Below are 23780 nucleotides of genomic sequence, written 5' to 3'. Positions count from 1 at the left end.
TTTAGAAGTCAAATACACATAACTAAACGCGAACAAATGAAAAAATTAATTTACACTTTAGCTCTTGCTGTAACATTATGGAGCTGTAAAACGGGAAGCACATCGGGAGATGCAAAAAGCAAAACTGTTGACGTTAATATCAATCTTGTTGATGTAAAAGACGACAAAGTTTTAGTAACGGTGACACCTCCTGCAATCAAAACGGATGAAGTGATTTACAGTATCCCAAAAACAGTTCCTGGAACCTATTCAACAGATAATTATGGTAAATATTCTGATGGTTTTAAAGCTTTTGATGCCAAAGGAAATGAGCTGACTGTAAAAAGAATTGACGATAATTCTTGGTCAATTTCGAATGCAAAATCACTTAAAAAAATCACTTATTTAGTTGGAGATACTTTCGATACTGAAAAAGGAAGTGGATTTGGAAGTGGCGATGTCTTTTCACCAGCAGGAACAAACATTAATGCCGGAGTTAACTTTATGGTTAACACTCATGGTTTTGTTGGCTATTTTCAAGATAAGTTAGACGTACCTTATAAAGTTACTATTACGCATCCTGAAACACTTTGGGGCGCAACTTCAATGACTGATACTGACGATAGCAAGACAAGTGATGTTTTTACAACGTCTCGTTATGCCGTTTTGGTTGAAAACCCTATTATGTATTCTAAACCAGATTACACTACTTTTAACGTAAACGGAATGGATATCTTAATTGCAGTTTATTCTCCAACTGGAAAGTTTACTGCTGAAAGCATCACGCCAGAAATGAAAACGATGATGACAGCACAGAAAAACTTTTTAGGAAAAATCAATTCTACCAAAAAATACACTGTTTTATTGTATTTATCTAGTTTGGCAAAAGATGATGCACACGGCTTTGGAGCTTTAGAACATCCTACAGCAACTACTGTTGTATTGCCAGAATCAATGCCAAAAGAAAAATTGGTAGAGTCAATGAAAGATGTTGTTTCTCATGAGTTTTTCCACATTGTAACGCCATTGACAATTCACTCGAAAGAAATCCAATATTTTGATTATAATGCCCCAAAAATGTCTGAACATTTATGGATGTATGAAGGTGTAACAGAATATTTTGCAAACCTTTTTCAAATCAATCAAGGTTTAATTGATGAAGCGGAATTTTATACTAGAATTGCTGATAAAATTGAACAAGCAAAAGGCTTAAACGATACAATGTCGTTTACTGTAATGAGCAAAAATGTATTGGAAGAACCTTACAAAGACCAATATTTGAATGTGTATCAAAAAGGTGCATTGATTGGTATGTGTATCGACATTATTATTAGAGAAAAAAGCAACGGAGAAAGAGGAATCCTTGATTTAATGCACAAATTATCAAACGAATATGGCATCGAAAAACCATTTAACGATGATGAGCTTTTTGCAAAAATCACACAATTGACTTATCCAGAAGTTGGAGAATTCTTAACTAAATATGTAGCTGGAACTACTCCAATTCCTTACGACTTTTACTTAGCTAAAGTTGGCGTAACTAAAGCTACTGAGAAAAAAGCAGGTTCAATTTTCTTAAAAGGACAAACGCCTTATATTTCTGTTGACAAGCAAACAAAAGAAATTTTCGTTCGTGCTGATATTGAACAAAATGAGTTTTTCAAAAACCTAAATTTAAAAGGTAATGATGTTATCGTTTCTATAAATGACAAGCCTTATTCGCTGGCAAACATTTATGATTTAATTGGAGAAAGTGAAAACTGGAAAGAAAACGATCCAATTACGGTAAAAATCAAACGAGGTGGAAAAGAAGAAACTATAAAAGGAACAGTTAAATTACCTTATGAAGAATCTGAAACTTTTAAAGCCACTGATGCTTCAAAAGACAAACTTAAAAATGCATGGTTGAAAGGGTAATTCCTTTTAAGACAATAAAAAAACCGACAAGTGATTGTCGGTTTTTTTATTGTCTTAAAAGAACTTTGTCAAAGTTTTAAACTTTGACAAAGTTCTTGATATACTATTTCTTCACAGGAAATTTCCAGTCAAATTCGTCTTTATTATTGATGATTGCACCAATCTCAAATTTCACCACTTCATCAAACTCAGTTTGAAGAATAAACCAGTTGTCTTCGTTGAAGTAATTCTCAAAAGTATCGAAAGTTTCTTGATTGAATTTTGTGATACCTTTTGTTGCTAAGTCTTTCTTTACATCGGCAATTTTTCTTCCAATTAATTTAAATCCAAAAACTTCTAGATCATTGCTTGATGCTACTGCATAACCAAATTTCAGATCTTCTTCTTGGTAAAAAGTCAATCTGATTTTATGTGCGTTGTACACAAAAATCACATTTTCATCTTCGTCTTTATAGTTTTTATCAGGTTTTCCTAAAACAGCCGTTACATCATTCTGTTTCATTCCGAAAAGCAATTTGTCAATTCCTGATTTTAGATTTATTTTCATATTTCGTTTTCTTTGTTTGTGGTGCAAATTTCGTAAAGTTTTTTTGTTATTCGTCACGAATTCACGAATTAATATTCTTGAAACCTAACAGGTTTTAAAAACCTGTTAGGTTTGTACCTCACTAATACCCTTTTTTGTTGGGTGTACTGCTCATATAAAAAGTTATCTTTCCGCCATTCATAAGATCTGAATGCTTTAAAAATGGTTTATCTAATTGTTTGCCATTCAATAAAACCTTTCTAACAAATACATTTTTATCAGATTGATTTATGGTTTCAACTTCAAAATTCTTTCCGTTTTCTAAATTGAAAATCGCATTTTTTACCAGCGGGCTTCCTACAGCATATTCATCAGAACCTGGCGCAACTGGATAAAATCCTAAACTGCTGAAAATATACCAAGCGCTCATTTGTCCGAAATCATCATTTCCTCCTAAACCATCTGCTCCATTTCTATACATTTTTTTCAAAATCATTCTGATTTTATCTTGCGCTTTCCAAGGTGAATTTGTCCAGTTGTATAAATAAACTACGTGATGTGAAGGTTCATTTCCGTGAACATAATTCCCAATAATTCCGTCTCTAGTAATATCTTCTGTATTTTCGAAATATTTATCCGGAAGATGCATGTTGAATAATGAATCTAAACGAACTTTGAATTTGTCATTTCCGCCCATCAATTTAATCATTGTAGCAGGATCTTGTGGCACATACAAACTATAATTCCATGAATTTCCTTCAATAAAACCTTGTCCGTGTGTGTCTAGTGGGTCAAATTCTTTTTTGAAAGTCCCATCATTTAATTTTGGACGCATGAATCCTGTTTTTTCATCGTAAACATTTTTATAATTTTTCGATCTTTCAATGAATTCATTATAAATGCCAGTTTTCCCCAATTTCTTAGCTGCTTGTGCAATCGCCCAGTCATCATAAGCATATTCCAACGTTTTTGAAACCGAAGAACCATTTTTATCTTCTGGAACATACCCCATTTTCATATAATATTCTAATCCGTCATAATAAGGAACTTTTGCTGTATTCACACAGGCTTGAAGCGCTTTTTCTGCATCAAAACTAATATTACCTTTTACAATAGCATCGGCAACAACAGAAACGGAGTGATACCCAATCATGCACCAATTTTCATTGGCATAATGAGACCAAATTGGAAGCATTTTATGTACACTTTGATCAGAATGCGCCAACATTGAACTTACCATATCTGCATTTCGAGTTGGCTGAATGATATTAAAAAAAGGATGCAATGCTCTATAGGTGTCCCACAACGAATAGCTGGTATAATTTTTAAAATTTTCAGCTTTATGAACGTTCATATCCAAACCTTTGTAGTTTCCGTCAAGATCCATATACTCTGTTGGGCCCAAAAAAGCATGATACATAGCGGTATAAAAATTCACATAATCTTCCTTCTGAATGGCTTCAATCTGAATTTTATTCAATTCATTGTTCCAAATTTCCTGACTTTGTTTTTTTACTTTTTCGAAATCCCAACCTGGAACTTCTTTTTTCATGTTTTCCAAAGCTCCAGCCGAACTTACAGGAGACAATGCCATTTTAATTTTGATTTTTTCGCCTTCTGCAGTATCAAAATCAAAGAACAATTTTAAGTTTTGACCTGCCATTTCCGGAAAATTTTTGGTCTGATCAAATCTTCCCCAAAAACCTCTGTAAACACTTTTTTCTTGTGCTGCTTGTCCGTAGCTTTTTATTGGTTTATTAAAAGACATAGCAAAATATACTGTTCTTGTTCGCGCCCAACCGTTGGTTTGACGGTAACCGGTAATCAAAGTATCATTTTCGACACGAACAAATGTCCAAACATTTTTCTTGTCATAATTGTAAATTCCCGAAGTTAAATCCAAAATAACATGCGCTTCGTCTGATTTTGGAAATGTGTATTGATGCATTCCAACACGCGTTGTGGCCGTCAATTCTGCTTTGATTTTATGATCTTCCAGAAAAACACTATAATAAGCTGGTTCTGCTTTTTCTGTAGCATGAGAAAATGCCGATCTATAGCCAGACAAAGGTTTTGAGGCAACACCCGGATTTAATTGTAATTTTCCTGTTGTCGGCATAATTAAGAAATCGCCTAAATCAGAATGTCCGGTTCCGCTGAAATGGGTGTGGCTAAAACCAACAATTGTTTTGTCTTCATATTGATAGCCTGCACAATATTTATACACTTCGCCATTATATTTTCCGTTTAAGCTATAAGCAATTGTATCAGTTTCAGGACTCAACTGAACACTTCCAAAAGGTACTGTTGCGCCGGGATACGTATGTCCCATTTTGGCAGTGCCAATCATTGGATCAACATATTGAATTAGGTTTCGTTTTTCAGTGGTCTTTTTTTGTGCAATTGCATTGAACGCAAACATCAAAAATGAAAATCCGAAAAGAAGGCTTTTGCAGTTTATTCTATTCATTGGGTATTTTTTTTAATCATTATATTTTTTCACACAAAACCAGCAATCATCTAAAACGATTTACCTAATTTTTGGTTCAGAAAAATACAACAAAAAATAATAAATTCCATAGGAATGATTTATATTGTCGTAAAGAATTTTGAAGCCTAAAAAGACTTTCTAAAACTGGCTGATAGACTCTTTTTAACTAAATAAAGTTCAATCTTTTATATATGAAACTTATTTAGCTAAAGTTTATTCTTTAGATTCTCTTTCACCTCAGCAAACCATTCGTTTTTAAGAATGCTTAATATGATAGAGTCACGGCGCATATCACTGTCACGAGTTGGCATATTACTTCTTAAAATGCCTTCAACTTTACAGCCAATGCTTTTCATTGCTGCAATACTGCGCTCATTGTTATTATCAGCACGAAGCTCGACACGTTCCATACCTAAAGTTTCGAAGGCAAATTGGAACAAAAGAAATTTACAATGTTTGTTTAGTCCGGTGCCTCTAAAAGCAGAGCCGTACCAAGTGTAACCTAATTGCAGTGTTTGAAATTCAAGATTGATGTCATAAAAACGTGTAGAACCTGCGTATTTTTGAGATTTTTTATCGAAAACAATAAAGGGAAATTCTTTTTTTGATTCTCTTGCTTTGATTGCCAATTGAATGTAGTTGATCAAATTTTCTTTTCCTTCAGCACCAACTAGGGAATATTTCCATGTTTCTGGTTCGTTGATTGAAATTTCCAACAGATTTTCAACATCTGATTCTTGAAGCGGACGCAATAAAACGAAATCATCTTCTAAAATAATAGTATTTGTGAAATTGAAATTTGATGTTTTATCCATAATTCGTTTTGGTTATTAAATGATTTTTCGCATATAAAGTCCCTACGGGACATATAATAAACTGTCAATGTTTTTTATCTACCAACATATAATCTCTACGAGATATTTATTCTTATCTGTATACTCCGATAGGAATAAAATACTGGCAACTAAAAAATTGTCTTAATAAAAAAAGTCCCATTAGGGACTTTACTTTTCTGCTATTATTTTCTAAAGTCTATAATTCTTTTCAAAAAATTACTCACTCATTTCATCGTAACGCTCTGGAACTTGAGGATCATAAAGCGGGCATTTGAACTCTTCCATAACTTCAACCAATTTATTCATGGTTTTTCCTTCGGTACCATAACAGTCGATTTTTATACTTTGAGGAGTTGCAATTACTTGAAAAGCACCTCTGCCTTTTGGATTTTTCCAACTGTTTTCATCCACTCTCTCCCATTCAGAAAAAACCGAATTTATTCTATTTACGATTACATCTATTTGAAGAACAGCCAGACCTTCTACTTCTTCTTTTTCAACAAGAGCTTCATAAACTTCTTGATTGTTAAGATAAATTTCGTCTAAATATTTCCAAAAAAGTAATTCGTACATAATGAAGTATTTTTTTTACCCTATAAGTAATATAAGTTCAATTTAGTTTTTTATTAAATGACCTTATATTACCCATAGGGTTGATTTTTTTTTTTTTAATATTCGAATGTTCCGTATTCACTTGTAATAGTAAGTTTTTTAGAATCTGAAGCTTCTACTCTACCTACGATTTGTGCATCGACATTAAATGATTTTGAGATTTCAATAATATCTTGTGCGATATTTTCTGGAACATAAAGCTCCATTCTGTGCCCACAATTGAAAACTTGATACATTTCTTTCCAGTCTGTTTTTGATTGCTCTTGAATTAATTTGAACAATGGCGGAACTGGAAATAAATTATCTTTTATAATATGTAAATCTTTTACAAAATGCAAAATTTTAGTTTGTGCACCACCGCTACAGTGTACCATTCCGTGAATATCTTCTGGAGTGTATTTATCTAAAATTTTCTTGATGATTGGTGCGTAAGTTCTTGTTGGCGAAAGCACTAATTGACCCGCGTTGATTGGACTGTTCTCTACTTCATCAGTTAAATTAACTTGTCCGGAGTAAATTAATTCGTCTGGAACTGCTGCGTCGTAGCTTTCTGGGTATTTTTTAGCCAAATATTTTCCGAAAACATCGTGACGAGCAGAAGTAAGTCCGTTACTTCCCATTCCGCCGTTATATCCTTTTTCATAAGTTGCCTGACCAAAAGAAGCCAAACCAACAATTACGTCACCAGCTTTAATATTTGCATTATCCACAACATCACTGCGTTTCATTCTTGCAGTTACTGTCGAGTCAACAATAATGGTACGTACAACATCTCCAACATCGGCAGTTTCTCCACCTGTTGAATGAATGGTTACGCCAAAAGATTTTAATTCGTTGATTAATTCTTCCGTTCCATTGATGATTGCTGAAATCACCTCAGCAGGAATTAAATTTTTATTTCTTCCGATTGTTGATGAAAGCAAGATATTATCTGTAGCTCCAACACATAATAAATCATCAATATTCATGATTAATGCATCTTGAGCGATTCCTTTCCAAACAGAAAGATCTCCGGTTTCTTTCCAATACATATATGCCAATGACGATTTTGTACCTGCGCCGTCAGCGTGCATAATCAAGCAATGTTCTGCATCTTGGGTTAGATAATCAGGAACAATTTTGCAGAATGCCTGCGGAAATAAACCTTTATCAATATTTTTTATGGCGTTGTGTACGTCTTCTTTTGATGCCGAAACACCTCTTTGTGCGTACCTTTTGCTAGAATCTGAACTCATGAAACTTAGTTTGTGTTGATGTCGTGCAAAGATAATTAGATTTTTTAATTCTTGGGTTTATACCAATTTAAAATTAGATTTTATTCGAACTTAATCTTCTGCATTACGATTATTCATTTCATAAAAAAAATCGACAGCGAGAACACTGCCGATTTTTAGACATCAGAATTATTCGAAGATTATGATATTTTTATTTCCAATCAGGCATATATGCATTTTGGAATAAAGTTGTTCTTGTACTGTCGTCTGTGGTGCTGACGGTCTGAATATTTTTAGGCGAAAGTCCATCATTTGAGGTATTTACAAAAATGACTTTTGCTTCATTTGGTGAAAATTTCACATCAAGATCATTAAATCCATTTTCTTTATTTGTTGCCAATTCTGCTGATGTATTTGTAGCAACGGTGTAAATAAATATTCTAGAATCTAGTCGTCTATAATCTGCATTTTCAAATCCAGAGACATCTCTGGTGTACACCACTCTTTTATTATCAATCGAAATATCAATTCCGCTTGCGCCTCCAGTTACTCCAGACAGCACTGTATACAAAACAGTTCCGCTCATATCGATTGCATAAATTTCGACGCTATAACCTGAAACATCATTTACTTTTAAGATAATCTGGCTTCCGTCACGGCTCCATTCGCATTCTGAAATAAATTTGCCATTTGGCGTTTTAAACAATTGTATCAAACCAGATCCATCAGCATTTATTCGATAAAGTTTATCAAAATTCGGATAAATTAATTGACTTCCGTTTGTGCTCCAAGAATAACTCACATTATCCATATTGAAACCGGCTATAGGCACAAAATTGGTAATCTTTCTCACATCTGTACCGTCAGGATTCATACTAAAAATTTGATTCAAAGAGCCATCAGTACTTATATATGCTATTCTATTTATGCTTAAATTTTTTCTTGGGCGGAAACTGTTTACTTCGGCAGATGACAACTGAAGTTCATTTCCTGCTTCATCAGCAGTAAAAATCACATTGTTGTTTTTTATCTTTTTCACATACATATACCTTGGATTCGGGAAAGCCAATGTTCTAAAGGAATTTGTCGCACTATTGATCGGCTTGTTGATTCCGTCATCAACTGTTACTTGCCAGTAATATTTGGTACTAAAACTTAAATCTTTAATATTTAAAGTTGTTGTTTTAAGATCAGAATACGTTTTTACTTCATCTGTAGTTCCATTTTTAACGGTAACTGTATACGTCAGAGGATCTCCTTCTGGATCTTTGGCAGTCCAAGTCAAATCAAGACTTAAAGCTTGACCAATAGCATTATCTGCAGGTGCCGTAAGTACAGGAATTTCTGGCGGTTTATTAGTTGCTGTAGATACTTCCAACTCAAAAATCACTTCAATTTCAATATCTTTTTCAATTGTAGCGGGCACAAATCTAGCGATAAAACCATCTTTTTGAGCCTGGAAAGCATATTTTCCTGAGGGTACTTTGTCAATTTTAAAGTAGCCATCTTTATCGGTATAAACTGTGCTCGTTGTTGGGTTTGAAGATACACGAGCATTTTCGATTCCTGTGTAAGTACGCACATCAACAACCCTTCCCTTTATAGAACCTGTTCCTGTTTGATCCAGTTGCTCTTCGCTACAAGAAATTAAAAGAAAAAAGCACGCTAAAATTTTTAATCCTATTTTCATTTGAGACTGAGTTTTATTAAACTTATTATTGAAACTTAATTCTTTAATTATCGATTATTAAAGATTAAAAAGCTGCCTATTTTTTCTTGTAATTATTACTTTTTGGGAAGTAATACGTCATTCCAAAACCTATCCTATAAAAATAATCGTCCCGCACTCCAGCGACCAGATGATCGACATTATCACTGAATGCCACATTGAATTCTCCATATGCTTTAAGTCCGACGCGTGGCGAAACGAGATATTCAACTCCGGCTCCAAACTGTACTTTGCTATGAAAGTTTTCGCGATGATGATCGAATTCAAATCCAGTTCCGGCAAAAACAAAAGGAGTAAAAACGTCCCGGGGCAATATGTTGCATTCCAAGTTCAAATCTAAAGACAGATAACCGTAATCCATATAATTCCGATTTGCCACTTGAAAAGCATTTGATGAAGCACTTAAATTGAACGTAGGCGAGAAAAAAAACTTCATTGCTCCTCTTATCATCCCCATTGGTTTTGGGTCTGGATAATCACCTTGCATAATTGCAGTACCTATACTTGCTTCTATTCCAAATCTTCCTCTTCTGTTTTCACTTAAATTTCTATTGTATAATTGTGCCAAATCAGCTTCATTTTTCTCTTTGTCATATTCAGCTACAAAATCATCGATTTGTTTTTGAGGCGCATTTACTTCCCAAAGCTTGTCTTTGATTCCGTCAACAATAAGCCCTTCAACAGCTTTTTCAATTGCTTCTGTGACCGCCATCTGAATTGGTTCATTTCGGGTAAAACCAGTTTCAACCTCCAAAAGTCTGTTTAAATTGACATATCTGAATAAACTGGCGTCAATACTTTGTGACAAAATAGTTTTAGAAACATAAACCGTATTTAAGATTTTTCCGTTTGAAGTCGAAACTAATCTCAAATACACTGTCACCCTGTCTTGTCTGTATTGAGTTGAACCACCAGCACCAAAATATCGAGCTCCAAAACCACCCGTAATAATATTAGTGTCGTAGGAAATAATTCCACCTTCGAGCAAAACTCCCGCAAATAGAAGCGGTGTTAAAACAGCTTCATTAGGTTCTGTTTTCGAAGCATATTCCTGGCGTGTTGAGCGAATAATGTTTCGTTCATTTAAAAGATTCCCCAGATTTTCGCGCTCAATTGGTATAAACCATTTTGAGTCCTGCAAGGCTTTTATTAAAATAGATGTAGCTCCTTGTGTAACAGCAGTACTAAAAGTGCTTCCCAGTTCAGTTGGCTTGTACTGTCCTGTCTGGTCTTTAAATTTATATACACCTACAACTACCTGCTCTTTTGGCTTTGGCATTTCAACTAATTTGGCTGTAGCAGGAGTATTTTCTCCATATACCGCTTTCTGCACTCCAACTGGCTGATTAAAATATGCTCCACATCCTGAGAATAGGCAAATTAATAAAAATAGAAAAAGGGGACTTTTATTCATAATCTCAATTATTTACAATAATACATGAACCTTACTTTTTACTCGGGCACTTAAAATTTATTGCCCCGGAAGAATTACTTGTGTCTGCTCACCCGTATCTGTATCCAAAACATCTACTACCAATCCTAAATTAGAATGGTAAATGTCAACCGACAATGATCCAAAAACATATGTGCCTGGCGAAAGAGAACCGTTTCCTGTTCCGGTACCAGTTCCTGTTCCTGTTCCCGTTCCTGTTCCTGTCCCAGTACTGCTTCCAAACTGATTTTCAAATAATGAATTTGAAAGCCTGTTTAGTAATTGATTATTCAAATTACTTTTAAAACGTTCCAAATCTGTCTGCTGTTTGTACTGCGAATTTGTGTCTTCCTTATAATCATTCTGAGCCTGAGCAGAACTAAGGAGCCACGGATAATTGAAAGTATCGCCTCCAAAATTTGGGTTTGCCGCTTTATATTGAAGGTTTTGTGCAATTGATATTGTACTAAAACCGAACAAGCAAACGAGTAATGCTATAGTTTTCATATAGATACTTTTTAGTTTGAACATTAAATAGTAAACGCTTTATCGAAAAATGTACTCAATTCTGAATTTTAATATTGAGTAATCATTTTGTTTTGCTTTTCCAGATCTTTAAAATATTTGAATAGCTTTTGAGCCGCTGTATCAGCCATGTATTTTAAAAAATCTTCATCAGGACGTGAAATAAACTCCTCTATAATATCACTATCTACTAATATTGTAATCTTGGTTGTGCGCCCAAAAGTCAGTTCTTCCTGAACCTTTACGATTTTAGTAGTATGAACTTTCAGTTTCGAATATTGTGCATAAAACATATCATAGTAATCATTCCCCAATTTTGTTTTAGTATCATTGGCTACAATCCCTACCATTTCGATACCGTCAACAGGGAAAGATTTTCCTGCGTCTGATTCTGTTTCTTCATTAAAAACAATTCGATCCTTGCCAATTATGGCATTTTTTTCATCATAAATGAGCAACATTACAATCACTTCGTCCTGTTTGGTATAGTTGATTTGTGTTTTCGACAATTCAACTCTTTGAATAGGTTCGAGTGTCACTCTTCCATCTTGCGCATTAGTTGATTTATTTGAATTCAATTTGTTTTTTTTGAATACACTTAGTTTATATGAAATATTCTTGAACTCTGATTTTAAATTTTCTGCAGTTCCGGTTATAAATAATAAATTCTCAATTTCTTTAACTTCAATTTTCGCTTTTACCTCTTTATTATACTCGGCTTGAGAAAATCCGTTTTCAGAAAAAAAAATACAAAAAGATGCCACAATTATGTGTAGATACTTTTTCATGATTCTAGCGATTGAATACGTAAATTGTACCTGAATTTCCAGACTGATTAATGATCATATCCCTGGATATTGAATTTGATCCTGTACTGAAAACCGTTAAATTATTGCCTTCCTGATTGACTTTCATCGATTCGACTCCTCGAGAGTATGATGACGATGAAACATCACTTATATAATTATTATTACCTGACTGTATATAGGATTGATTTATTTCGTCTGCTTTTTTGTAGACATTCATGTAGTTGTTATTACCAGTTTGCTCTGCAGTTACATAAGCATTGTTGCTGATAATAGTTAAATTGGCCTGATTGAAGTTGCCAATTTGTGCAATTTTGACTATATTATGACTTATAATATATTGATTGGTATTCTGGTTTTGATTGCGATTGTTTGATTCATTCATAGCTATAACATAATCACTTATATTCCCATCAATTGATTGTGAGAATATAATTCCTGTAAAAAGAAAAAATAAGATTACAATAGCTTTCATAATTTTTGAAATAATAAAAAAAGGAAGAACTGATTATATCAAGTCCTTCCTTTTTCTGGTTTGTTTTAGTTAGATTGGATTACTAAGCTTCCGTTAAGTGCTCCAATTTGAGTAACAGTGCTGTCATGGCCCCATCCAAATTGTGCTGTAGCTGCAAAGTTAGCGATACCATATTGTTGAATACTAGAATCGTTGAACAATCCTGCTTGAACTGTCGAAGCATTATTGAATATTCCGTATTGTTCAGTAGAAGCATCGTTTCCAAATCCTACCTGAATTGTTGATTGATTATTCAACCAGCCCACTTGAGTTGAAGAAGCTGTATTGAAATCACCTAGTTGGAAAATATCAGAAGAGTTATCTGCTCCAAACTGAGTTACATAAGCTTGATTTCCAACCCAAAATCCTTGGAAAATATTTGAATCATTGTCATCTCCGATTTGAGTTACAACAGCAAGATTTCCTGCCCCTAATTGAAGAACTGTAGATTCATTATCCTCTCCATATTGCCCAACAATAGCAACGTTTGCAATACCAACTTGGTCAACATCAGACATGTTGTCTTCACCAACTTGAACTACTAATGCACCATTTAATAAACCAGCTTGATCTACATCACTGTTATTGTTTTGCGCAAATGCAACACCTACAAACAGCATCGCGGAGATGCTTAAAATTACTTTTTTCATAATAAATATATTTAATTGGTTATTAATACAAATTATTATGCAGGTTGTAATTTGGGGGAAAAAAATTTGGGCAATTTTAATGAAATCTCAAGCGAAAATTTGGGGTTATTTCTCGATTTCTTTTCCAAAATTAGAAAACTTATCGAAAATCAAAACAGGTATAAATACGTATTTTACAAGAACTTAACCTCTTTTCGATGAACTGTGAAACTATCTCGATGAACTGCCGTTTTTATTTTTTTAGTTAGTAAGAAAAAACTTAGCTGTTACATTTTCTTTACATATATACCTAAACAAAAGTTAATAAAATGCTAGAAAAGCAGTTATTTTAACATATTCACAAAAAAGCCTGTCTTTTTTAAGACAGGCTTTATCTAAATGTTTTGAGAATGTTATTTAGTAAACAATAGTTCTCTGTATTTGGTCAAAGTCCAGCTTTCATCGTCTACCAATAATTCTAGCTTATCACAGTGATTTCGAATATCTTCAAAATAAGGTTTCACTTTATTGCAATACGCTTCAGCCATTTTTTGGGCATCCGTCAATTGATTGGCCTTTTTTCTTTCGTTAGTCATTGCCAACACTTTAGAATTGATTCCTTCAATATGTCCTGAAATTTCTTTTATTAAAGTAATTTGCTCTTTGGCAATCGTTTCAAATTCTTTTCCGAAGATTTCTTTTAATCCTTTTACATTTTCAATCAATGTATTTTGGTAACGAATCGCAGTCGGAATTACATGATTTCTTGCAATATCGCCTAAAACTCTTCCTTCAATTTGGATTTTCTTAGTGTATTCTTCTAATTCAATTTCGTAGCGCGCTTCCGCTTCAACGTGGTTAAAGATTCCTAACTCTTCAAATAAAGTCAAAGCTTGTTTTGAAACTTTTGCTTTAATCGCTTCTGGAGTCGTTTTAAAATTACTCAAACCTCTTTTTGCCGCTTCTTTTTCCCAAGCTTCACTATAACCATCGCCTTCAAAAAGAATCTTTTTAGACTGTTTGATATATTCTCTTAAGACATTAAAGATGGCATCATCTTTTTTCATGTCTTTTGATTCGATCAGGTTTTCAACTTCATTTTTAAAATCAATTAATTGTTTTGCAACAATCGCATTCAAAGTTGTCATTGCATTTGAACAGTTTGAATTTGAACCAACAGCTCTAAACTCAAATTTGTTTCCTGTAAAAGCAAAAGGCGAAGTTCTGTTTCTGTCAGTATTATCTAATAATACGTCTGGAATTTTACCAACAACATTTAATTTCAAATCTGTTTTTTCTTCTGGCGAAAGTTTTCCGGTTGTAACACTTTCTAATTCAGATAAAACTTTTGTCAGCTGCGCTCCAATAAAAACCGACATAATTGCTGGCGGTGCTTCGTTTGCTCCTAACCTGTGGTCATTGCTTGCTGTTGCGATTGATGCTCTTAATAAAGTTTCGTTATCATTTACCGCTTTTATGGTATTAATAAAGAAAGTCAAAAACTGTAAATTGCTCATTGGCGTTTTGCTCGGACTCAACAAATTAACTCCAGTATCTGTTGCTAATGACCAGTTATTGTGCTTTCCAGAACCATTTACTCCCTTAAATGGTTTTTCGTGAAACAATACTTTAAAGTCATGACGCTCTGCCACTCTCTGCATTACATCCATTAATAATGAGTTGTGGTCAACCGCTAAATTAGTTTCTTCAAAAATTGGAGCCAATTCAAATTGATTTGGCGCAACTTCATTATGACGTGTTTTTACCGGAATACCCAATAACATACATTCCTGCTCTAAATCTCTCATATAAGTAAGCGCGCGAGTTGGAATAGATCCAAAATAATGATCGTCTAATTGTTGTCCTTTTGCTGATGTATGCCCTAACAAAGTTCTACCGGTCATCATCAAATCAGGACGAGAATTTGCCAAAGCTTTGTCAATTAAAAAATACTCTTGCTCCCATCCTAAAGTAGCAGTTACTTTTTTTACGTTTTTGTCAAAATATTTGCAAACTTCTGTCGCCGCTTCGTCAATTGCAGATAATGCTCTTAATAAAGGTATTTTATTATCCAAAGCTTCACCCGTATAGGCAATAAATACAGTTGGGATACATAAAGTTGTACCATATATAAAGGCTGGCGAAGTTGGATCCCAAGCAGTATAACCTCTTGCTTCAAAAGTGTTTCTGATGCCACCATTTGGGAAACTTGATGCGTCTGGTTCTTGTTGTACCAATTGAGCGCCGCCAAATTTCTCTACAGGATCACTCCCATCATATGATGTTTCAAAAAAGGCATCGTGTTTTTCTGCAGTTGTTCCCGTAAGTGGCTGAAACCAGTGTGTATAATGTGTAACACCTTTTGCCAAGGCCCATTCTTTCATTCCCATGGCGATATAATCAGCCAATTTTCTTTCTATTTTAGTTCCATGCTGAATAGCATCTCTTACTCCCTTAAAAGCATCCGAAGTCAAATATTGCTTCATCGCTTTTTCATTAAACACATTCGAACCGAAAAGATTTGATTTTCGGTCAATTTCTTCAAAGTGCACCGGCTTTCTGTTGGAAGCTTCATGTAAAGCTTGGAAACGTAATGTTGACATGGTATGTAAAGTTTTAATTCGTACTAATTTTCATTAAAAAATGAGGAACAAATATAAACAATAAAAGTGCCTGTTGAGAATATAAATTTCAGTTTTTTGAACTACAAATTCTCAACACATCATGCTTTTTTCAGAGAATAAGCAAAAGCATTTGAAGAAATATAACAAAAAACAGCAGTATTCTCGATTAAATAAACATTTTTTCATAATTCCTTAACTTAAAAATTCAAAAATAGCCCTTAATTATTACGAATTTGCTTTTTATACGTATATAAAATTGCTTTTTTTAAAATATACCCCTGCCAAAATTGCGCTTCTCCAAAAAATTATACTCTGCAAAACAAAATAGCCCCCTAATTTTTAGGAGTAAAAAAATAAATCTATATTTGACCCAGCGAAAAAACAAAAAAAATAAATTTATATTATTATGGCTAAAATTAAGTTAGAGTACATTTGGTTAGACGGATACGAACCAACTCAAAATCTTAGAAGTAAAACTAAAGTTGAAGAGCACGAAAATTTCAAAGGAACATTAGAAGAACTTGGAAATTGGTCATTCGATGGTTCGTCAACAAAACAAGCTGAAGGCGGATCTTCTGATTGTTTATTGGTTCCAGTTGCAATCTATCCAGATCCAACTCGTATCAATGGATGGTTAGTAATGTCTGAAGTTATGTACGCTGACGGAACTCCACACCCTTCTAACGGAAGAGCCACAATTGATGATGAAGATGATGATTTCTGGTTTGGTTTCGAACAAGAGTATTTCATCATGGACACAAAAACACAACTTCCACTTGGATTCCCAGTTGGAGGATACCCTGCGCCACAAGGGATGTACTACTGTTCAGTAGGTGGAAAAAATACACACGGTAGAAAATTAGTTGAAGAACACGCTGATTTATGTATCGCTGCAGGAATCAACTTTGAAGGAATCAACCAAGAGGTTGCTTGCGGACAATGGGAATTCCAATTATTCGCTAAAGGTGCTAAAAAAGCAGGAGACGAAATCTGGGTTGCTCGTTACTTATTAGACCGTTTAACTGAGAAATATGGTTACTATATCGAATATCACCCTAAACCTCTAGGAGATACAGACTGGAATGGTTCTGGAATGCACGCTAACTTCTCTAACAATGTTCTTAGAACTTGTGGTTCTCAAGAAACTTATGAGAAAATCTGTGAGGCTTTCCGTCCAGTTACTAAAGAGCACATTGCGGTTTACGGAGCTTACAACGAGCAACGTTTAACTGGTAAACACGAAACTGCTTCTATCAACGATTTCTCTTATGGAGTTTCAGACAGAGGATGTTCTATCAGAATTCCTTTAATGACTGTTCAAAAAGGTTGGAAAGGTTGGTTAGAAGACAGAAGACCAGCTTCAAACGGAGACCCTTACAAAATTGCTGCAAGAATTATCAAAACTGTTAAATCAGCGCTATAATTCAGAGCTTACAATATATTATAAAAGTGCCATCGTAATTGTTGGCACTTTTTTTTATCTAAAATCTCACGCACCCAGTCCTTGTTAAAGTTTAAAACTTTGACAAAGTTTCCCAGCAATAGCACAATTCATCCCTTTTCAACCTGAAATTTTACTATTGCAAAACCTTAAAAACGCATAACTTTATAACTCTTAACACTTTACAAATAACAAATATTCCTTAATTTTAAAACTAAATTTAATTTTTAAGTTAAAGTTCAAAACTTATCTTTGTATATCATTTAAAAAAAATAATTTATGATAGTCTGGTCCCTCTTTTTACTTGCTGTAGTTTTTATCCTTGCTTTAGACCTTGGAGTCTTCAACAAAACACCACATATTATTAGCACTAAAGAAGCCAGCAAATGGACTTTGATTTGGGTGACCTTATCTTTTTTGTTTTCAGGTGTAATTTATTGGCTATACACAACCAATTATATCGCAAACCCTGACAAACTTGAGCCTTCTGTAGCCGCTATGAAGTTCATTACGGGTTATTTAATCGAACTCTCTTTAAGTGTTGACAACATTTTCGTCATTGCGATTATTTTTGCTTCATTCAAAATTCCGCAAAAATACCAGCACCGAGTATTGTTTTGGGGAATATTAGGAGCAATAGTTTTCCGAGGATTGATGATTTTCTTCGGAGTTATGTTGATTAATAAATTTACTTGGACAACGTATTTATTTGGTGCGTTCTTGATTTTTACTGCCTTAAAAATGTTGTTTTCAGGAGAAGATGAAGATTTTCACCCAAAAGACTCCTTTATATATAAACTATTAGGAAAAGTTATTCCGATAACTTCCCACATGGATCATGAGAAATTTTTCATTTTAACTGAAAAAGGAAAAAAAGCCGCTACTCCATTATTCGTTGCTTTGATCGTAATTGAAGTGATGGACGTTTTGTTTGCCGTTGATAGCGTTCCGGCGATTTTAGCGATTACATCAGATCCGTTTTTAGTATTCAGTTCTAATATTTTTGCTATTCTTGGATTGCGTTCTATGTATTTCTTCTTGGCAAATATGTTGGCAAAATTCAGTTATTTGGAATACAGCTTAGTTGCGATTTTAGCTTTCGTAGGATTAAAAATGTTGCTGCACGATTGGTTTCATGTTCCAGAATGGGCTTCTTTAGGATTTATCGCATTATCACTTTTAGTTGGAATTTTGGTTTCTCTTAAATTCGGAAAAGAAAAAATACTTACTGATTCAGATTCTGAACAACAATAATGTTTGAAAACAAAATGTCATAAAAAAAGGAAATCGTAAGATTTCCTTTTTTTATGACACAATGCTATTTTTTATTTTGTTGTGATCTTTTTCACATTACTGTCATCTATACCATACTTAGCAATCACAGCATAATAATCTGAATAATCAGGTTTATTTACCGATTTATTTGAAAATGATCCCGGTATAATAACAATTCTAAAAGTTTGATTATCTAAAAAATCAGCAGCTGTTGTCTCTAAATCATAATTTCCTCTTACATAAATTTTAAAATCTTCTCTACTGAAATCATAATCATAATCCACCTCACGATTATTAGACAAATAGATTGTTCTTGGAATTAATTGCCATATAGGAGTATTAGCATCTATTGTACCAACTAACCTATAGACTAAAACTGTGGAAGCATCACCAATTAAGGGATTAAATGTTCCTGAAATATTAAACCCATCAGTATTATTATATCCGAAATCCTTGTTGAGTATTTCAAAAACTTCGTTCGCGCTTTCTCCTGGAAGTCCCGGAGGCCCTTCTGGCCCTTCACAGCTTGTAAAAGCAATTAACCCAACAATGGCGAATAACGTAAGTATCTTTTTCATAATATTTTGTTTTTTAAAGTTTATAAAAGCATTCCAAAAACCAAACCAAAAATTTTGTTAAACTGGTTTTTGAATAAAATTTCTAATTATTTTTTTGCAACAGTTTGATTTTTAAGGAATATTTTATTGAAAAATAATGCATGATATGGCAGTGAATTCTCCCAATAATCCCAAGTATGCGCGCCAGGACGTTCTGTATAATCGTGGTCTACTTTGTTGTAAACCAATCTTCGGTGTAATTCTCTGTTTGGCTCAATCAAAAAATCATCAACGCCACAATCTATTATCAACGGCAATTTGTTTGCTTTTATTTTATCGAGCATATTCATTACCGCATATTGCTCGTACATTTCGGTACTGCCACTTTTATCACCAAAAACGGGTTGCATCAACTTTACCACCTGTGCCGCCGAATCTCGATTAAGCATTGTGCTCATATCAACAGCTCCACTCATACTTCCGGCTGCGCAAAATAAATCGGGGTGTTTTGCAGAAAGATACAAAGCGCCATGACCTCCCATTGAAAGTCCCGTGATTACTCTCCCGCTTTTATTACTGATGGTTCGGTAGGTTTTATCAACCTTTTGAACAACTTCTTGCGTTATAAAAGTTTCAAACTGGCTTTCTTTGTTTACCGGACTATCTAAATAAAAGCTGAAAACTTCGCCTTCAGGCATTACAATAATCATATTGTATTGATCTGATAAATTTTGAACTAATTTTTTGTTTGGTGTGTTTTTCAACCAGTCACTAAAATGTCCGTAAGCGCCATGCAAAAGATACATTACCGGAAAAGCGGCTTTGCTTTTGGCATAACTATTAGGTAAAACAACCGCTGCTTTGTAGGTTTTGCTCATAGCGGTACTGGCAACTTGTAATGTATCTACTTTTGCCGCATACGTCAAGGTTGACATGCAGATCAAAAAAGCAGCTAACAGCATCTTAATTCTTTTCATTTTTATTTTATTTTCTGATTAGGGAATGTAAATATACCTTTTTCAAAATAAAATATATGAAAAATCCGACTAGCATTTGCTAATCGGATTTAAGAAATATTGTATATGTATTTTATTTGCCACAGATTAAATGATTTTTTAAGATTAATCATTTTAATCTATGAATCCCGATAGCTATCGGGAGTGCAAAAAACACTAACTAATAATAATTTTATGCTCTAAACGGTATTGTGAAGCGCTTTTTCCTGTGTATTGTTTGAACGATTTACTGAAATGGCTGAAATTATTAAAACCACTTTCATAACAAACTTCATTAATACTAATTTGCTTTTCGGCCAAAAGCTTTGAAGCGTGTACCAAACGATATTCGTTTACAAACTCTGTAAATGTTTTGTTCGAAATTTTCTTGAAATATCTACAAAACGACGGCGTTGTCATGCTAACCAAATTTGAAATTTCATCAATAGCGATTGATTCCTGAAAATGATCTTTCACATAATTAAAAATCAAATTCATTCGATCATTGTCTTGATTCTGCAATTCCAACGAAAAGCCGTCAGCATTTAAAACCGTATATTCATCTGATGATTCTAACTCATCCAAAATACTCAAAAGTGTCAACAAGCGCTCAAACGGAAGCTGGTGCTCCATCATTTCGATTTTTTTGCCTATCTGTTTTTTGGTTTCGCCATTAAAAGCGATTCCAGTTTTTGACTGATTGATAATATTTTGCACCCTTTTCATTTCGGGAGCAACAAAAAAATCATTTGCTAAAAATTCCGGTTTGATATGAATAACAGTTTCTTTTTTATTTCCTGTTTGTTCATTCGTAAAACCGCAATGTGGCAAATTAGCACCAATTAATATCAAATCTCCGTTCGTGTAATAAGAAACATGGCTTCCTATTTGTCTTTTTCCCGCACCTCCGTTTATATAAACCAACTCAATTTCAGGATGATAATGCCACAAATGGGCTTTACTGTTGGTCTTTTCGGCATGCTTGGTATAGGAAAAAGAACTTCCGTATGAGTTTGATATCACTTCAAGAGCTGGGGCGACTGTTTTCATGATATATTGTCTTTAAAAAATAATAGCAAATTTAACAAAAACACCTAAAATAATTTAAATTTTAACCTATAACGGTTTCGTAACTGAGGATTTTTCATAAAAAACCACAAATCACCCCTATTGATTTCACAGCAAAATGCCATTTTTTTTAGGGTCTGATTTTTTTATTCGTATTTTTTTTTGAATATCGTATTTAAAACCGCTTTTTTATATAAAAATATAATTTATGTAAGAAAAACAGAACTTTTTAACATATCATCACTTTATCAAAATGTTAGAAAATAGTAACCTAATTAACAAAAACACCTATAATTATTCAAATTTTAACCTATATCGGTTTCGTAAATGAGAATATAGCATATAAATAGGAAAATAGAGTTGTGTTCAAAAAGCTACTGTTGCAGTAATTTTACATCAGAAAAATGAACTAAAAATTTAAACATAGAGAAATATGAAAACGATTTTAAAATTAAGTTTAGTAGTAGCAGTATTGTTATCAAGTTTTAGTACTTATGCAATCAATGGTGAAGGAGAATTTGGTCTTCACGTATTAAAAGGAAATGGAAGAACTGTAACCTTCGCATTAAACCAAACAAAAAAAGCGACAATATCTATTTACGATAAAGAAGGTACAATATTGTATTCTGAAAATGCATCTGGAAAAGATGGTATCTTAAGAACTTTCAATTTAGAAGAATTTCCAGAAGGATCTTACCTTTTAGAAGTTCAAGACGGAACTAAAAAAATTCAACACATCATTACTGTTACTGAAGATGCTTCAATAATATCAACAAAAGCAATTTCAACAGTATACAAAACTGATGCAAAAAATACTAGCGTAGCAGTACGCTAAAAAAGTTATACTCGAACACAGTATAAAAATGAGGTTAGATAGTTAGTAAAGTTTAAAAACCGTCAGGTTTTAGAAACAGCTCTTTGTGGTTATTGAGCTGTTTTTTTTTTGCTTTTTATTTTTTTATAGATACTACGGTTCTGAGATGCTAAGATGCTAAGATGCTAAGATGCTAAGATTCTAAGTTTTCGTTTAAAGCTTTGCACTCGATCGCTATCGGGATTGCGTTTTTTTCTTTGCACCCTTTGCGGTTAAATACGTTTGCTTTGTAAACAAATCATCAATTCAATGCAAAGTCAAAATCACGAAAACTTTAAAAAATAATTACCCAATTAACAAAATCATTAAATTAAATTCAAAATTTAACCTATAACGGTTTCGTAAATGAGAATATAACACATAAATCAGCAAATAGAGTTGTGCAATAACCAATATAACGTAAGTAATTTAGCATCAGAGAATTAGAACTATTAATCTAAAAAAACTAATGCTATGAAAAATTTAAAATTAAGTTTAGTAGGTGCAGTGCTTTTCACAGGATTTAGCACTTTTGCAATTGGCGGGAATGAAGATTTTAATCTTCATGTATTAAAAACAAATGGTAAACTAATCACGTTTGCACTTAATCAAGTAAAAAAAGCCAACGTTACCATTTATGACAAAGATGGAACTATACTTTATTCAGAAAGCGCTTCTGGTAAAGAAGGTATTTTGAGAACTTTTAATTTAGAAGAATTCCCAAAAGGAACTTATTATTTAGAAGTGGAAGACAATGTAAAAAAAGTGAAACATGAAATCACAATTACAGATGATGCTTCGGTTTTATCAAGAAAAGCGGTTTCGTCAGTTTACAAATCAGGATTTAATAAAAACTCTAGCGTGGCAGTACGCTAAACTTACACCTATATAGGTATAAAAAATTGGTAATAAGATCATGCTAAAATTTAGCTATTTGAAAAACAGCTCTTTGTGGTAAAGGAGCTGTTTTTTTTTATTGCAACGTTTTTAATTAACTGATTTTATTTCAGTTAATTCTTAAGAAATTGTTATTTTAAGATTAACTAAAACATTGAAAAATAATCTGTGTTTTTGTAAAAATGATAAATATAATTCAAATTTTAACCTATAACGGTTTCGTAAATGAGAATATAGCATAGAAATTGGCAAATAGAGTTGTGCTCAATTACCCCATGTTGAAGTAATTTTACATCAGAGAATTAGAACTATTAATTTAATAACTAAGATTATGAAAAAGATTTTAAAATTAAGTTTAGTATGTGCAGTACTTTTCGCAACAAGCAATGCTTTTGCAATTGACGGGAATGACAATTTGAATGTTCACGTTTTGAAAGGAAATGGAAAAGTGATCACTTTTGCTCTAAATCAGGTAAAAAAAGCTAATGTGGCTATTTACGACAAAAACGGTGAATTGATTTATTCTGAAAGTGCTTCAGGTAAAGAAGGAATTCTTAGAACTTTTAGCTTAGAACAGTTTCCAGAAGGAAAATACTATTTAGAAGTTGAAGACAGTACAAAAAAGGTAAAACACGAAATTATTGTTACTGATGAAACATCTGTTTTATCATCAAAAGCAGTTTCTACAATTTATAAAGCAGGATCTGCTAAAAATACTAGCGTAGCAGTACGCTAAAAAAGTTATACTTCTCATAAAAGTATAAGGTTAGATAGTTAGTAAAAACGTGATTGTTTTACAACAGCTCTTTGTGGTTATTGAGCTGTTTTTTTTTGCTCTAAACTGAACTATTTTTTTGATC

21 protein-coding genes are annotated in these 23780 nt (G+C 33.3%); 6 read left to right on the top strand and 15 right to left on the bottom strand.

Annotation, left to right across the window (positions count from 1 at the left end):
- Positions 1-36: 36 nt before the first annotated feature.
- Entirely contained in the window at positions 37-1896 is a 1860-nt protein-coding gene (locus H600_RS0112565) for a M61 family metallopeptidase (protein ID WP_026729108.1), read from the top strand.
- Positions 1897-1999: 103 nt separating this feature from the next.
- Here the strand turns inward: H600_RS0112565 and H600_RS0112560 are convergent, their stop codons facing one another.
- The 12 genes from H600_RS0112560 to H600_RS0112495 all read right to left on the bottom strand — a co-directional run bounded on the left by H600_RS0112560 (position 2000) and on the right by H600_RS0112495 (position 15813).
- Positions 2000-2443: a hypothetical protein gene (locus tag H600_RS0112560; RefSeq protein WP_026729107.1), complete on the bottom strand. Its 444-nt coding sequence runs from the start codon at positions 2441-2443 to the stop codon at positions 2000-2002.
- Positions 2444-2564: 121 nt separating this feature from the next.
- Positions 2565-4892, bottom strand: a complete 2328-nt coding sequence (locus H600_RS0112555; RefSeq protein WP_026729106.1) for a GH92 family glycosyl hydrolase — start codon at positions 4890-4892, stop codon at positions 2565-2567.
- Positions 4893-5119: 227 nt separating this feature from the next.
- On the bottom strand, positions 5120-5728 hold the full coding sequence (locus tag H600_RS0112550) for a GNAT family N-acetyltransferase (protein WP_026729105.1): 609 nt from the start codon (positions 5726-5728) through the stop codon (positions 5120-5122).
- A 237-nt stretch (positions 5729-5965) separates the two neighbouring features.
- A complete protein-coding gene (locus H600_RS0112545; protein WP_026729104.1) occupies positions 5966-6322 on the bottom strand; it encodes a hypothetical protein in 357 nt (118 codons plus the stop codon).
- Between the two features lie 95 nt (positions 6323-6417).
- Positions 6418-7596 carry an AIR synthase related protein gene (locus tag H600_RS0112540; RefSeq protein WP_026729103.1) on the bottom strand — a complete coding sequence of 393 codons (1179 nt, stop codon included), beginning with the start codon at positions 7594-7596 and terminating at the stop codon, positions 6418-6420.
- 190 nt (positions 7597-7786) lie between these two features.
- Entirely contained in the window at positions 7787-9265 is a 1479-nt protein-coding gene (locus H600_RS0112535) for a carboxypeptidase-like regulatory domain-containing protein (RefSeq protein WP_026729102.1), read from the bottom strand.
- A gap of 76 nt (positions 9266-9341) precedes the next feature.
- The gene (locus H600_RS0112530; protein WP_035108628.1) at positions 9342-10718 is read right to left on the bottom strand and encodes a CsgG/HfaB family protein; all 1377 of its coding nucleotides are present in this window, start codon (positions 10716-10718) and stop codon (positions 9342-9344) included.
- A gap of 57 nt (positions 10719-10775) precedes the next feature.
- Positions 10776-11243, bottom strand: a complete 468-nt coding sequence (locus tag H600_RS0112525; protein WP_026729100.1) for a curli assembly protein CsgF — start codon at positions 11241-11243, stop codon at positions 10776-10778.
- A gap of 68 nt (positions 11244-11311) precedes the next feature.
- On the bottom strand, positions 11312-12049 hold the full coding sequence (locus tag H600_RS22905; protein ID WP_157509919.1) for a CsgE family curli-type amyloid fiber assembly protein: 738 nt from the start codon (positions 12047-12049) through the stop codon (positions 11312-11314).
- Between the two features lie 4 nt (positions 12050-12053).
- Complete coding sequence (locus H600_RS0112510; protein WP_026729099.1) at positions 12054-12542, bottom strand: hypothetical protein; 489 nt, start codon at positions 12540-12542, stop codon at positions 12054-12056.
- A 65-nt stretch (positions 12543-12607) separates the two neighbouring features.
- Positions 12608-13231 carry a hypothetical protein gene (locus tag H600_RS0112505; protein WP_026729098.1) on the bottom strand — a complete coding sequence of 208 codons (624 nt, stop codon included), beginning with the start codon at positions 13229-13231 and terminating at the stop codon, positions 12608-12610.
- A gap of 392 nt (positions 13232-13623) precedes the next feature.
- Complete coding sequence (locus H600_RS0112495; protein ID WP_026729096.1) at positions 13624-15813, bottom strand: glutamine synthetase III family protein; 2190 nt, start codon at positions 15811-15813, stop codon at positions 13624-13626.
- 427 nt (positions 15814-16240) lie between these two features.
- On the opposite strand from H600_RS0112495, the gene H600_RS0112490 reads away from it, so the two are divergent.
- Positions 16241-17257 (top strand): glutamine synthetase beta-grasp domain-containing protein, encoded by a 1017-nt coding sequence (locus H600_RS0112490; RefSeq protein ID WP_026729095.1) that lies wholly within the window; start codon positions 16241-16243, stop codon positions 17255-17257.
- A gap of 297 nt (positions 17258-17554) precedes the next feature.
- Entirely contained in the window at positions 17555-18529 is a 975-nt protein-coding gene (locus H600_RS0112485) for a TerC family protein (RefSeq protein WP_026729094.1), read from the top strand.
- 71 nt (positions 18530-18600) lie between these two features.
- Here the strand turns inward: H600_RS0112485 and H600_RS0112480 are convergent, their stop codons facing one another.
- The 3 genes from H600_RS0112480 to H600_RS0112465 form a co-directional block, all read right to left on the bottom strand.
- The gene (locus tag H600_RS0112480) at positions 18601-19128 is read right to left on the bottom strand and encodes a hypothetical protein (RefSeq protein ID WP_035108626.1); all 528 of its coding nucleotides are present in this window, start codon (positions 19126-19128) and stop codon (positions 18601-18603) included.
- An 86-nt stretch (positions 19129-19214) separates the two neighbouring features.
- On the bottom strand, positions 19215-20084 hold the full coding sequence (locus H600_RS0112470; RefSeq protein ID WP_026729092.1) for an alpha/beta hydrolase: 870 nt from the start codon (positions 20082-20084) through the stop codon (positions 19215-19217).
- A 195-nt stretch (positions 20085-20279) separates the two neighbouring features.
- The gene (locus tag H600_RS0112465) at positions 20280-21152 is read right to left on the bottom strand and encodes an AraC family transcriptional regulator (protein WP_026729091.1); all 873 of its coding nucleotides are present in this window, start codon (positions 21150-21152) and stop codon (positions 20280-20282) included.
- A 451-nt stretch (positions 21153-21603) separates the two neighbouring features.
- On the opposite strand from H600_RS0112465, the gene H600_RS0112460 reads away from it, so the two are divergent.
- The 3 genes from H600_RS0112460 to H600_RS0112450 all read left to right on the top strand — a co-directional run bounded on the left by H600_RS0112460 (position 21604) and on the right by H600_RS0112450 (position 23656).
- Complete coding sequence (locus H600_RS0112460) at positions 21604-22005, top strand: T9SS type A sorting domain-containing protein (protein ID WP_026729090.1); 402 nt, start codon at positions 21604-21606, stop codon at positions 22003-22005.
- Positions 22006-22497: 492 nt separating this feature from the next.
- Complete coding sequence (locus H600_RS0112455) at positions 22498-22899, top strand: DUF3244 domain-containing protein (protein ID WP_026729089.1); 402 nt, start codon at positions 22498-22500, stop codon at positions 22897-22899.
- A gap of 352 nt (positions 22900-23251) precedes the next feature.
- Positions 23252-23656 (top strand): T9SS type A sorting domain-containing protein, encoded by a 405-nt coding sequence (locus H600_RS0112450; protein ID WP_026729088.1) that lies wholly within the window; start codon positions 23252-23254, stop codon positions 23654-23656.
- The last annotated feature ends 124 nt before the right edge of the window (positions 23657-23780 follow it).

The organism is Flavobacterium denitrificans DSM 15936, from assembly GCF_000425445.1.
Lineage (GTDB): Bacteria > Bacteroidota > Bacteroidia > Flavobacteriales > Flavobacteriaceae > Flavobacterium > Flavobacterium denitrificans.
The sequence above is the reverse complement of the archived record's forward strand: the minus strand, read 5'-3'. Positions and strand labels throughout refer to the sequence as shown.

Excerpts from the sequence above, each read along its gene's own strand:
- H600_RS0112470 (WP_026729092.1), bottom strand. The coding sequence starts at position 20,084 with ATGAAAAGAATTAAGATGCTGTTAGCTGCTTTTTTGATCTGCATGTCA.
- H600_RS0112530 (WP_035108628.1), bottom strand. The coding sequence starts at position 10,718 with ATGAATAAAAGTCCCCTTTTTCTATTTTTATTAATTTGCCTATTCTCA.
- H600_RS0112540 (WP_026729103.1), bottom strand. The coding sequence starts at position 7,596 with ATGAGTTCAGATTCTAGCAAAAGGTACGCACAAAGAGGTGTTTCGGCA.
- H600_RS0112525 (WP_026729100.1), bottom strand. The coding sequence starts at position 11,243 with ATGAAAACTATAGCATTACTCGTTTGCTTGTTCGGTTTTAGTACAATA.
- H600_RS0112450 (WP_026729088.1), top strand. The coding sequence starts at position 23,252 with ATGAAAAAGATTTTAAAATTAAGTTTAGTATGTGCAGTACTTTTCGCA.
- H600_RS0112455 (WP_026729089.1), top strand. The coding sequence starts at position 22,498 with ATGAAAAATTTAAAATTAAGTTTAGTAGGTGCAGTGCTTTTCACAGGA.
- H600_RS0112555 (WP_026729106.1), bottom strand. The coding sequence starts at position 4,892 with ATGAATAGAATAAACTGCAAAAGCCTTCTTTTCGGATTTTCATTTTTG.
- H600_RS0112505 (WP_026729098.1), bottom strand. The coding sequence starts at position 13,231 with ATGAAAAAAGTAATTTTAAGCATCTCCGCGATGCTGTTTGTAGGTGTT.
- H600_RS0112490 (WP_026729095.1), top strand. The coding sequence starts at position 16,241 with ATGGCTAAAATTAAGTTAGAGTACATTTGGTTAGACGGATACGAACCA.
- H600_RS0112460 (WP_026729090.1), top strand. The coding sequence starts at position 21,604 with ATGAAAACGATTTTAAAATTAAGTTTAGTAGTAGCAGTATTGTTATCA.
- H600_RS0112495 (WP_026729096.1), bottom strand. The coding sequence starts at position 15,813 with ATGTCAACATTACGTTTCCAAGCTTTACATGAAGCTTCCAACAGAAAG.
- H600_RS0112510 (WP_026729099.1), bottom strand. The coding sequence starts at position 12,542 with ATGAAAGCTATTGTAATCTTATTTTTTCTTTTTACAGGAATTATATTC.
- H600_RS0112465 (WP_026729091.1), bottom strand. The coding sequence starts at position 21,152 with ATGAAAACAGTCGCCCCAGCTCTTGAAGTGATATCAAACTCATACGGA.
- H600_RS0112485 (WP_026729094.1), top strand. The coding sequence starts at position 17,555 with ATGATAGTCTGGTCCCTCTTTTTACTTGCTGTAGTTTTTATCCTTGCT.
- H600_RS0112565 (WP_026729108.1), top strand. The coding sequence starts at position 37 with ATGAAAAAATTAATTTACACTTTAGCTCTTGCTGTAACATTATGGAGC.
- H600_RS0112480 (WP_035108626.1), bottom strand. The coding sequence starts at position 19,128 with ATGAAAAAGATACTTACGTTATTCGCCATTGTTGGGTTAATTGCTTTT.
- H600_RS0112560 (WP_026729107.1), bottom strand. The coding sequence starts at position 2,443 with ATGAAAATAAATCTAAAATCAGGAATTGACAAATTGCTTTTCGGAATG.
- H600_RS22905 (WP_157509919.1), bottom strand. The coding sequence starts at position 12,049 with ATGAAAAAGTATCTACACATAATTGTGGCATCTTTTTGTATTTTTTTT.
- H600_RS0112545 (WP_026729104.1), bottom strand. The coding sequence starts at position 6,322 with ATGTACGAATTACTTTTTTGGAAATATTTAGACGAAATTTATCTTAAC.
- H600_RS0112535 (WP_026729102.1), bottom strand. The coding sequence starts at position 9,265 with ATGAAAATAGGATTAAAAATTTTAGCGTGCTTTTTTCTTTTAATTTCT.
- H600_RS0112550 (WP_026729105.1), bottom strand. The coding sequence starts at position 5,728 with ATGGATAAAACATCAAATTTCAATTTCACAAATACTATTATTTTAGAA.